This is a genomic window from Parabacteroides sp. HGS0025, from assembly GCF_000969845.1.
Taxonomy (GTDB): Bacteria; Bacteroidota; Bacteroidia; order Bacteroidales; family Tannerellaceae; genus Parabacteroides; species Parabacteroides gordonii.
Map to the genome: position 1 here is coordinate 884,562 of NZ_KQ033902.1, position 11,789 is coordinate 896,350.

An 11,789-nucleotide genomic window follows, 5' to 3' on the forward strand; every position below is an offset into this window, starting at 1 on the left:
ATTATGGCAGTATGAAAAAAATAATAAAATATACATTGTTTGTATGCTTAGCTTGCTGTGGAATTAGTTGTAACTCTTTTTTAGATATGCCGCCTTTGCATGAAATCTCAGATGATAATTGGTGGAAAGATGCAACCCAGGCAAAAATGATGGTAGATAATTGTTATACTTTCTTACCTGATCACGAAATTGTACCTTATCGGGATGGCTATTCTGATAATGCTATTTGGCGTTCTGAAAATATGATGGGAGATGGTTCATTTACTGCAATAAAAAATAAGGTGAAAGATGAATGGAAATATGCAGATATTGCTCAGTTGAATTATGTATTGGAGGGTCTTGAAAAATCGAAAGAAAATTTTTCAGAAGATGAGTTTGCCCATATGACTGCTGAAGTGCGTTTTATTCGTGCATTCCTGTATTATGACATGTTATTCTATTTCGGTGATATACCTTTAGTAACAAAATTATTAACGGTCGAGGAATCAAAGCAGACTGGACGTACTCCCAGGGCGGATGTCTTGAAATTCGTATTGCAGGAATTAAATGAATCGTTACAGGATATTCAGAAAAATCCGAATGAAGAAAGTGGTCGTGTAAATGAAATGGTCGTTCGTTCTTTTCTGTCTCGTGTATACTTGTATGAAAAAGATTATGAAGCTGTTTTGGAACAAACATCAGCTGTGATTAAATCGGGGAAGTATGAATTGTATGCTTCTTATGAGGATTTGTTCAGACCACAAGCTGATGGAAATAATAAAGAGGTCATATTGGAGTATCAGTATTCAAACCCGTTAAAGTTACATGATTTAAACCGAAATTTATCAGCAGGAGCATCTCCTTATGCAGGTTGGGGACGTGTTATGCCATTGGAAAATATGGTAGATGAATATGAATGTATGGAAGGACATCCTTTTTCGGAATGTGAAGCTTTAGGGTGTAAGCATGTTGCAGAACGAGCTGCTATTGAAGCTGAAGGTAACTATGGTGAATATGAGTTCAGAGATCCGCGATTGAAATCAACAGTCGTTACTCCTGGTTGGGAATGGAAGAAGAATGGTGTTACGACCTTTGTCTTTGACCCGGCTGATAAAAATGGATTGGATTATATCAAAAATAAACCTTGGAGTACAGGCTATGTGATTACAAAGTGGGTTGACATGACAGGTGAAAATGCAGATCGTACTAAATCTTACAAAAATATAACATTAATACGTTATGCAGATATTCTGTTGATGCGAGCTGAGGCTTTGATTGAATTGAATCGGGATTTACAGGAAGCTGGGACTTTGATAAATCAAATTAGAGATAGAGCAGGCATGCCTCATATTACTGTAGCGGGAGCAGATGCAATGAGAAAAATACTTCGTCACGAACGTCGTATTGAATTAGCTTGTGAAGGCCTCCGTTATTATGATATTATTCGTTGGAGGATTTGTGATCAGGTAAAAAATGGTGATATGTATGGTTTTGCCATAATGAATGAGGAAACCGGAAAACGGGAGAATATTTTTATGGAAAAACGTGTATGGAAAGATCATATGTATGTATGGCCTATTCCTCAGGATGCACTTGACTTGAATCCGAGTTTAGAACAAAACACAGGTTGGTAACTTATATAAAAGAATGAAAATGAAAGGATTTCTATTATTAATTCAAATAGTAATATTGTTTGTGCCATCAAGTTTTCTTGTGGCACAAACAAGAAATTGGGATACACCTCCTTATGCGGAAGATTATGCATTTATTACAAATGATGGTGCCTGGTGCTGGTTTTCAGACCCCAGGGCTATTTATGTCGATAATAAAATGTTTGGCGGTTTTGTTGATAAAGAGGGTAGTATCTGGGCTTTTAGCTATGATCCGGCAACACAGGAAAAGTTTCAGTATAAGTTAAGTGATAAGTTTGATTATGACGATCATGCTAACCCTTCTGTGATGGCATTGCCTGATAAGCGATTGGTGTTATATTTTTCAGCTCATGGAGGGACAAAGAATTCACCGATCTATTATGCAATAACCAAGAATCCTTCAGATATTCGTTCCTGGGGTGAACTGCAAAGTATTGATCCGAAAATGTCAGGTAATTTAGGAGTTTGTTATACAAATGCAGCTATGTTATCGAAAGAGAATAATCGAACTTATTTATTCTTTAGGGGACGAAATTTTAAGCCGACATTTATTTTTACAGACGACTTTAAGACATGGAGTAATCCGACGACAATAGTTGTAAATGATACTATTTATGGAGAAGGTGGGCGTCCATATATGAAAGTGACAACAAACCATAAAGACAAAATCTTTTTTGCTTTTACAGATGCGCATCCTCGCGACAGGGCCACTAATTCAATTTACTTTATGATGTACCAAAATGGAAAATTGTGTAAAGCAAATGGAGAAGTGATTTCTGAGAGTTTCAGTAAACCGGTAATGCCCAGTCAAACAGATAAAGTTTATGATGCAACTAAAACATTTGATAAAGCCTGGATATGGGATATAGCGTTTGATAAAGACGAAAATCCGGTTTTGGTATATGCCCGTTTTTCTCATGCAAGAAGTATTCATTCCTATTGGTATGCCCGTTGGAATGGGAAAGAATGGGAAAATTATAAGATAACCGATGCTGCGCAGTGTTTTATGCGTAATGATTATAATAATAAAAATTACCTGGAAACTGAAGAAAACTATTCGGGAGGCGTTTATCTTGATCATGAAAATCCTTCAATAGTTTATACTTCACGTCCGATTAATAATGTGTTTGAAATTGAGAAATGGACTTTTCCCGGAAATAAGGAACCTTGGGTGTCGGAAGCATTGACAAAAGATTCCGAACGTGATAATATTCGACCGTTTGTGGTTCGGAATCACTCTGGAGATCAGCCGGATGTACTTTGGGTCTATAATTATAAATATCCGGGATTTAGATCTTATGATAGTGCTATCCGAATAAATCAAAAAGCAAAAGGATTTGATAACAAGTTGGATAAAGATGCTATTAAAAAGGTGGCAACTAAAGTTGCCGATTGGCAGGTTCGTGACTATCAAACAGCTCCATTTAACAGTAATGTTGCACGTGGTTGGCGAAATGGGGTATTATATAATGGAATGTTTGATTGGGCAGAATTGAGTGGTGATGATAGGTATTTTGAATATCTCGAAAATATATTCAATAAAGAATATTGGCAGATAGGAAACCGGATGTATAATGCCGATGATATTTGTGTGGCTCAAACATACTTGGATATGTATACCAAATATAAAAAGGAAAATATGTTTATACCTACATTGGCGCGAGCAGAATGGGTAATCAATCATCAACCACAAGGCAATATTGATATAACGAAAGGACATAGTGATCGTTGGTGGTGGTGTGATGCATTATATATGGCACCTGCTGTTTATTCTCGTTTATATACCATCACTGGTAATAAGGATTTTATGGAATTTGCAGATAAGGAGTTTAAAGCGACCTATGATCATTTATATGATAAAGAAGAAAAATTATTCTATCGCGATGCAAAATATTTTGATAAAAAAGAGGCTAATGGTAAAAAGGTCTTTTGGGGACGAGGTAATGGCTGGGTAATGGGTGGTCTTGCAGAGATTTTAAAAACATTACCGGAGAAGGATAAAAAATACCGTTCGTTTTACTTACAATTGTTTAAGGAAATGAGTCGCCGGGTTGCTGACTTGCAGTGTGAAGATGGTTTTTGGCGTGCCAGCATGTTGGATACTGAAACATACGCAGATCCGGAAACAAGTAGTACCGGTTTGTTTGTTTATGCTTTAGCTTATGGCATTAATCAAGGATATCTTTCCAAAGAAGATTACTTACCTATAGTAATTAAAGGATGGGAAGCTCTCGTTGCATCTGTCGATACGGAAGGTAAAGTTTGCTGGGTGCAACCTGTCGGGCAGGATCCTAAAAGAATAGAAAAAAGAATGACTCAGGTTTATGGAACAGGTGGTTTTCTGATGGCGGCTTGTGAGATCTATAAATTGGTGAAATAAGAATGTAAGCATGAAATACAGTGACCGCTTTTTTATATTTCTGTTTAGTCTGTTCTTTTGTTTTGAGAGGGCAGTTGCAGAAGATACAATTACTTTACAGGATTTGGTTATTCCTGTTTCCGTTTCGATGTGGGAACGCGAGTCACCTCAAGGGAGATTCCCTGATGAGATGAGGTATATGTTGAGACAAAATAATAAATACACTGTGAATAAATGGTATTATGGGATTAAGCGGTTTCAGGATCAGTCTGGTGAATATCTTGATTTTGGAGGAAATACAGAACATTTTATTCGCCCGGCTTCCCATCATGTATTTACATTGGCTCTTTGTCTGAAATTGCATGTGTATGATCCGCAGATAACTTTTGTTTCGGAAGAAAAAGCATTGGATATCGCTTTAAACTTAATTCGCTCTTTGGCTTATCACCATAAATCGAATATCGGTGAAGGGGGATGGGGAGACCAGTGGCAAAGTGCTTTATGGGCAGCACAAGTGGCAAATGCCGGTTGGTTTTTATGGAATGAATTATCTGTCTCTGATAGGGAATTGGTATGTCGGATGTTAGTTCATGAAGCCGACCGGTTCATCGATTATGACGTACCTTATTACCGGGATATATCCGGCAATATCATATCGGAAGGAGATACCAAGGCTGAAGAAAATGCTTGGAACTCTAACATATTGACAATTGCAACGGCCATGATGCCACATCATGAACATCATGATCGTTGGATGGCAAAGAATGTGGAAATGCAAATATCTGCATATGCAACCCCGGAAGATATTAATAAAGATACAGTGGTAGATGGTGTGAAGTTAAACCAAATATTGAAAGGCAGTAATATGAATTCGAATGGGACAGTTATTAATCATAATATACTCCATCCTGATTATATGACTGCGTTTATGCATAATGCTATAAATGTCTGGATTTATGAATTAGCTGGTAGAAATGGGTTACAATCTTCATTATATAATGGGGCTATAATCTATAATGTGTTAACTGAACTGCAATTTAATGGAAAGACGATGTATCAGAAGTCAAATGATGGGAAAGCATCTTCTTTGATTTATTTTCCTGAAGGAAATGATTGGGGAGGAAAGAGGCAGGCTAATTATTGGTTGATGGATGTAATGGCATATTTGTACGGATGGGATCATAAATCTTCTGTAAAAGCAATAGAATGGGCTACGGTTCGGAATACGGAAATGATTCATATGATAAATCGTGATGTAACCGGACAATACTATCAGGATATAAAAGAAGATAAATTTCCTTCACGGGAAGAATGGTTCGGGTCTCATATAATGTGGGGATATCTGGGATGGTGGCTACATCATTGAAACCATACTGTATTGATAATTATTAAAATCCTTAGATATAGAGGGTGGTTATCTGTTAAAATGCAAGAGGACTACCCTCTTTTCTTGATAAATGAAAGAAAAAGTAAGATTTTTCTTTTAAATCCTTTGCTCGTATAAATTATTATTCTACATTTGCAGCGTCAAACAAAATAAAGACGATAAGAAAAGATGATGAACAATGTATTACATATTATTCTCGTGGTGGTCCTTCTAGTCATTAGTAGGTAAGGAGAAAGGTGTGTAAGAAGTTGTGAAGTCGTAAATGATATTTCTTAAGCCTTTCTCCATATAGAGAAGGGCTTTTTTATTGACTAAAAGATAAAAACAAATATGATGAAGAATCCGTTAAGAAGTTCATATAGCACAGAGGGCAGACGCATGGCCGGAGCCCGTGCATTGTGGCGTGCCAACGGCATGAAAGAAGAGCAGTTCGGTAAACCAATTATAGCCATTGTGAATTCATTTACCCAGTTTGTGCCGGGACATGTGCATCTGCACGAGATCGGTCAGCAGGTAAAGGCGGAGATTGAAAAGCTCGGTTGCTTTGCCGCCGAATTCAATACGATTGCCATCGACGACGGTATTGCTATGGGACACGACGGAATGCTTTATTCCCTTCCTTCACGCGACATTATTGCAGACAGCGTGGAATATATGGTAAATGCCCATAAAGCAGATGCTATGGTTTGTATTAGTAACTGCGACAAGATTACGCCGGGTATGCTGATGGCAACGATGCGTTTGAATATCCCGACTGTATTTGTATCGGGAGGCCCGATGGAAGCCGGAAACCTGGATGGCCGTGCACTCGACCTGATCGATGCCATGATCGAAGCTGCCGATGACTCGATAAGCGACGAACAAGTAGAAAAGGTGGAACGTTCAGCCTGTCCGACCTGCGGTTGCTGCTCCGGTATGTTTACCGCCAATTCGATGAACTGCCTGAATGAAGCCATCGGTCTGGCCCTTCCCGGAAACGGAACTGTTGTTGCAACACACGCCAACCGTGCCCGCCTGTTCAAGAAAGCGGCTAAAATGATTGTCGATAATGCTTATAAATATTATCGTGATGGCGACGACTCGGTTCTGCCGCGCAGCATCGCTACCCGTCAGGCATTCCTGAATGCCATGTCGCTCGATATCGCGATGGGAGGGTCTACCAATACTGTTCTTCACCTGCTGGCAGTCGCCCATGAAGCAGAAGCAGATTTCACCATGAAGGATATCGATATGCTTTCACGTAAAACCCCGGTTATCTGTAAGGTTGCACCCAGCTGTTCATACCATGTGGAAGATGTGAACCGTGCAGGCGGTATCATCGGTATTATGAGCGAGCTGGTAAAAGCCGGCCTGGTAGATGGTTCGGTAAAACGTGTGGACGGTATGACATTGTCAGAAGCTATCGATCGATACAGCATTACTTCCGTAAATGTAACGGATGAAGCAATAAATATCTATAAGAGTGCTCCGGCGCACCGTTTCAACCTGGTGCTCGGTTCACAGGAAAGCTATTATAAGGAACTCGATACGGATCGTGCAAACGGTTGTATCCGTGATGTAGAACACGCCTATGTAAAAGATGGCGGTCTGGCCGTCCTTTACGGAAACATCGCCCAGGACGGTTGTGTGGTAAAGACTGCCGGAGTAGATGAAAGCATCTTCCGCTTTGCCGGCCCTGCCAAGGTATTCGACTCGCAGGATGCCGCATGCGAAGGTATCCTTCAAAACAAAGTCGTCTCCGGCGATGTCGTCGTTATCACCTATGAAGGTCCCAAAGGTGGCCCGGGTATGCAGGAAATGTTGTATCCGACCTCTTATATAAAGAGCAAACACCTAGGTAAAGAATGTGCGCTGATCACAGACGGACGCTTCAGCGGTGGAACATCCGGATTGTCAATCGGACATATCTCTCCTGAAGCAGCAGCAGGCGGAGCGATTGGCCTGGTGAAAGACGGCGATATAATCGAAATCAATATCCCCGAACGAACTATAAATGTAAAGGTAAGCGATGCCGGACTGGCAGAACGCCGTCAGGCAGAAGAAGCCCGCGGAACAAAAGCCTTTACACCCCCTTTCCGCCAGCGTACGGTATCGAAAGCCCTGAAAGCATATGCCAAGATGGTTGCTTCGGCCGATAAAGGCGGTGTACGAATAGTAGAAGATTAATAAAACACCAAACACTATAATTTAGAGATGGATAAACAAAAGATAACCGGTTCGGAAGCTTTGCTGAAAGCGCTGATCGCTGAAGGAGTAGATACTATCTTCGGTTATCCGGGCGGGCAAGCGATCCCTATTTACGATAGTTTGTATGACTACAAAGATCAATTGAAACACGTTCTGGTACGCCACGAACAAGGTGCGACACATGCGGCTCAGGGATACGCCCGTGTCTCCGGTAAAGTAGGGGTAACGCTCGTCACTTCCGGCCCCGGCGCAACCAATACCATCACCGGTATTGCCGATGCACTGATGGACAGTACGCCGATGGTAGTAATAGCCGGACAGGTTCCGTCTCCGCTGCTGGGAACCGATGCTTTCCAGGAAGTCGATGTGATCGGCATTGCACAGCCTATCACGAAATGGGCTTACCAGATCCGTAAACCCGAAGAAATAGCTTGGGCCGTTTCCCGTGCTTTCTATATCGCCTCTACCGGCCGTCCGGGCCCTGTTGTACTGGACTTGGCGAAAGACGCACAGGTAGGCCTGGTCGATTATGAATACCAGAAAGTAGATTATATCCGCAGTTACCAACCGGAACCGGATATCAGGGAAGAACGTATAGAAGCCGCCGCCGCTTTGATCAACAGCGCAAAGAAACCCTTCTGCCTGGTAGGCCAGGGCGTTATCCTGGGCGGGGCTGAAGAAGAATTGAAAGCTTTCTTGCTGAAGAACGATATACCCGCAGGCTCTACCGTCTTAGGTCTATCCGCATTACCATCCGACTTCCCGTTGCATAAAGGTATGCTGGGAATGCACGGAAATGTAGGCCCTAACCGCAAGACCAACGAATGCGATGTGCTGATCGCCATCGGTATGCGTTTCGACGACCGTGTGACCGGTGATCTGAAGACTTACGCCAAGCAAGCGAAGATCATCCACCTCGATATAGACAACTCGGAAATAGGAAAGAACGTTCCGGTAGACGTAAAAGTCCTTGGTAACGCCAAACACACCATTCCGATGATCACCACCCTGCTGGAAGAACGCAAGCGTCCGGAATGGAATGCCGAATTCGAACCGGATGCGAAGGAAGAGCATGACAAGGTGATCGAAAAAGAACTTTATCCGACCAGCGGACAGTTGAAGATGGGTGAGGTAGTCCGTAAAGTCTCCGAAGCAACCAACGACGACGCTGTCCTGGTGACCGACGTAGGTCAGAACCAGATGATGGGTGTACGTTACTTTAAATACAAACAAACCCGCAGCGTGGTTACTTCCGGAGGATTGGGAACGATGGGCTTCGGCCTTCCCGCCGCTATCGGCGCCAAACTGGGAGCTCCCGACCGCACCGTTTGTTTCTTTACCGGCGACGGCGGTATCCAGATGACCATCCAGGAACTGGGAACTATCATGCAGGAAAACCTGAACGTAAAGATCATCGTGCTCAACAACAACTTCCTCGGCATGGTACGCCAATGGCAGGAACTGTTCTTCCACGAACGTTATTCGAATACGATCATGAAGAACCCCGACTTCGTGGCCATTGCCAAGGCATTCGGTATCGCATCCCGCGCAGTCGACAACCGTGAAGAACTGGACGATGCAATAGCGGAAATGCTGAACCACGACGGAGCTTACCTGCTGGTAGCCAACGTTGAAACCTGTGGTATGGTATATCCGATGGTTCCGGCCGGAGGAAGCGTTACGAACATGATTTTAGGTGATAAGTAAGGAGGACAAGCTATGACAACAAAGAAATTATATACCGTTATTATCTTTTCAGAGAACACAGTAGGTCTTCTGAACCAGATTACGATTATCTTTACGCGCCGGCAGCTGAACATCGAGACGCTTTCCGTTTCCCCCTCTGCTATAAAGGGAATACATAAGTTCACGATCACTACTTTTGCCGAAGAAGATATGATCGACAAGGTGGTAAAACAGATCGACAAACGTGTGGATATTCTGAAAGCCTATTACAATACGGATGAAGACCTGGTGTATCAGGAAATCGCCCTCTACAAACTGAGTACCGAGCTTTTCATCAAGATGGGAACGGTAGAGGACTTGATCCGCAAGTACAACGCCCGTATCCTCGAAGTGAACGAAACCTGTGTCGTGCTCGAAAAGAGCGGTCACTACGACGAGACACAAGCCCTGTTCAAAGAATTGAGCGAAACGATCGGTGTACTGCAATTCATCCGTTCCGGCCGTGTCGCCATTACGAAGAGTAAAGTGGAACGTCTGAGCGACATGCTTTCCTCTATGGAAAAGAAGTTGCAGGACAAACATCAATAATAACGAAAGGACACAGTCCTCACTATAAAAAGAAGATTATGGAGAAAAACAAAGTAGGAGAATTTCATTTTGTCACCGAGTCCTATCTGATGGACTTCCGGGGCCGCATCACCATCCCGATGATCGGAACCTATTTGCTGCACGCAGCTTCCTGTCATGCCGCCGACCGTGGGTTCGGTTATAACGACATGACCGAAAGGCATACAGCTTGGGTACTTTCCCGCCTAGCAATCGAAATGACATCCTATCCTGCTATGTCGGAATCCGTAACCTTATACACCTGGGTAGACGAAGTCGGCAAGCTGTTCACCAGCCGTTGTTTCGAACTGGTGAACGGTGAAGGTAAAACCTTCGGCTTCGCCCGTTCCATCTGGGCGGCCATCGATATGGAAACACGCCGTCCGACCCTGCTCGATGTGGAAGGGCTGAGTGCTTACGTCACCGACCGTCCCTGTCCGATCGAGAAACCCGGCAAGATCGCCCCGGTAGAAAACAACGTCTCCGGCGAACCCTACCGTGTGAAGTACAGCGACCTCGACGTAAACGGCCATCTCAACAGCATCAAATACATGGAACACCTGCTCGACCTGTTCGACATCAGCCTGTTCCGTGAAAAAGAGATAAGCCGTTTCGAAATAGCTTACCAGTCCGAAGGAAAGTACGGTATGGAGCTAACTCTCCACAACCAGGAAGTTTCCCCCGGAAAGTATAACATGTCCATCTGTCACGAAGGCAAAGCCATCAGCCGCGCCGCCGTCACCTGGACATAACCGTAGGGGCGGGGTCTGCCCGCCCATCACATAGAAATAAATTATTTTATATACATTCATTTTAATAGTAAAAAGAAAATGGCAGTAATGAATTTTGGCGGCGTTGACGAAAACGTAGTAACCCGCGAAGAATTTCCGTTGGAAAAGGCAAGAGAAGTATTGAAAGACGAAACTATCGCCGTTATAGGTTATGGCGTACAGGGCCCGGGCCAGAGCCTGAACCTACGCGACAACGGTTTTAACGTAATTGTAGGACAACGTAAAGGTGGTAAGACTTGGGAAAAAGCCGTTGCAGACGGTTGGGTACCGGGCGAAACACTGTTCGATATTGAAGAAGCATGCGAAAAAGCAACAATCATCCAGTATCTGCTTTCAGATGCAGCACAGATTGAAGTATGGCCTCGCATCAAAAAATACCTGACTCCGGGTAAGGCATTGTATTTCTCACACGGCTTCGGTATCACATACAAAGAACGTACAAACATCATCCCGCCTGCTGATGTAGACGTGATCCTGGTAGCTCCGAAAGGCTCGGGTACTTCACTGCGTCGCATGTTCCTGCAGGGCCGTGGTCTGAACTCAAGCTACGCTATCTTCCAGGATGCAACAGGCCGTGCATGGGATCGTGTAATTGCATTGGGTATCGGTGTAGGTTCTGGTTACCTGTTTGAAACAACATTCAAGAAAGAAGTATATTCCGACCTTACAGGCGAACGTGGTACTTTGATGGGTGCCATCCAGGGATTGCTGCTGGCTCAGTACGAAACACTGCGTGAAAACGGTCACGAACCTTCAGAAGCATTCAATGAAACAGTAGAAGAACTGACACAGTCGTTGATGCCGCTGTTCGCTGAAAACGGTATGGACTGGATGTACGCCAACTGTTCAACCACTGCACAGCGCGGTGCTCTGGACTGGATGGGCCCGTTCCACGATGCCACAAAACCGGTATTCCAGAAGCTGTATAGCGAAGTTGCCTGCGGTAACGAAGCACAGCGTTCTATCGACACTAACAGCAAGCCTGACTACCGTGAAGGTCTGGAAAAAGAACTGAAAGCCCTTCGTGAAAGCGAAATGTGGCGTGCAGGTGCCGTTGTTCGCAAACTGCGTCCGGAAAACAACTAATACATATTCCTACATACTAATACAGAAGAAGGCATGTCGTGACGGCATGCCTTTTT

At 43.5% G+C, this 11,789-nt stretch carries 8 protein-coding genes; all 8 read left to right on the forward strand.

Features of this window, described 5'->3' with window-relative positions:
• Positions 1–11 precede the first annotated feature (11 nt).
• Positions 12–1,613, forward strand: a complete 1,602-nt coding sequence (locus tag HMPREF1212_RS03130; protein WP_046148399.1) for a RagB/SusD family nutrient uptake outer membrane protein — start codon at positions 12–14, stop codon at positions 1,611–1,613.
• A gap of 13 nt (positions 1,614–1,626) precedes the next feature.
• Positions 1,627–4,011 carry a glycoside hydrolase family 88 protein gene (locus HMPREF1212_RS03135; protein WP_046148400.1) on the forward strand — a complete coding sequence of 795 codons (2,385 nt, stop codon included), beginning with the start codon at positions 1,627–1,629 and terminating at the stop codon, positions 4,009–4,011.
• A 10-nt stretch (positions 4,012–4,021) separates the two neighbouring features.
• Positions 4,022–5,356, forward strand: a complete 1,335-nt coding sequence (locus tag HMPREF1212_RS03140) for a hypothetical protein (protein WP_046148401.1) — start codon at positions 4,022–4,024, stop codon at positions 5,354–5,356.
• A 354-nt stretch (positions 5,357–5,710) separates the two neighbouring features.
• Positions 5,711–7,543 carry a dihydroxy-acid dehydratase gene (gene ilvD, locus HMPREF1212_RS03145; protein WP_046150210.1) on the forward strand — a complete coding sequence of 611 codons (1,833 nt, stop codon included), beginning with the start codon at positions 5,711–5,713 and terminating at the stop codon, positions 7,541–7,543.
• Positions 7,544–7,570: 27 nt separating this feature from the next.
• The gene (ilvB, locus tag HMPREF1212_RS03150) at positions 7,571–9,271 is read left to right on the forward strand and encodes a biosynthetic-type acetolactate synthase large subunit (protein ID WP_046148402.1); all 1,701 of its coding nucleotides are present in this window, start codon (positions 7,571–7,573) and stop codon (positions 9,269–9,271) included.
• Between the two features lie 12 nt (positions 9,272–9,283).
• Entirely contained in the window at positions 9,284–9,838 is a 555-nt protein-coding gene (gene ilvN, locus HMPREF1212_RS03155) for an acetolactate synthase small subunit (RefSeq protein WP_046148403.1), read from the forward strand.
• 38 nt (positions 9,839–9,876) lie between these two features.
• Positions 9,877–10,608, forward strand: a complete 732-nt coding sequence (locus tag HMPREF1212_RS03160; protein ID WP_044192800.1) for an acyl-[acyl-carrier-protein] thioesterase — start codon at positions 9,877–9,879, stop codon at positions 10,606–10,608.
• 78 nt (positions 10,609–10,686) lie between these two features.
• Positions 10,687–11,733 (forward strand): ketol-acid reductoisomerase, encoded by a 1,047-nt coding sequence (ilvC, locus tag HMPREF1212_RS03165; RefSeq protein ID WP_046148404.1) that lies wholly within the window; start codon positions 10,687–10,689, stop codon positions 11,731–11,733.
• Positions 11,734–11,789: the final 56 nt, after the last annotated feature.

Bases quoted from the DNA above. Each gene is read 5' to 3' on its own strand.
- HMPREF1212_RS03130 (WP_046148399.1), top strand. From the start codon at position 12: ATGAAAAAAATAATAAAATATACATTGTTTGTATGCTTAGCTTGCTGT.
- HMPREF1212_RS03135 (WP_046148400.1), top strand. From the start codon at position 1,627: ATGAAAATGAAAGGATTTCTATTATTAATTCAAATAGTAATATTGTTT.
- HMPREF1212_RS03140 (WP_046148401.1), top strand. From the start codon at position 4,022: ATGAAATACAGTGACCGCTTTTTTATATTTCTGTTTAGTCTGTTCTTT.
- ilvD (WP_046150210.1), top strand. From the start codon at position 5,711: ATGAAGAATCCGTTAAGAAGTTCATATAGCACAGAGGGCAGACGCATG.
- ilvB (WP_046148402.1), top strand. From the start codon at position 7,571: ATGGATAAACAAAAGATAACCGGTTCGGAAGCTTTGCTGAAAGCGCTG.
- ilvN (WP_046148403.1), top strand. From the start codon at position 9,284: ATGACAACAAAGAAATTATATACCGTTATTATCTTTTCAGAGAACACA.
- HMPREF1212_RS03160 (WP_044192800.1), top strand. From the start codon at position 9,877: ATGGAGAAAAACAAAGTAGGAGAATTTCATTTTGTCACCGAGTCCTAT.
- ilvC (WP_046148404.1), top strand. From the start codon at position 10,687: ATGGCAGTAATGAATTTTGGCGGCGTTGACGAAAACGTAGTAACCCGC.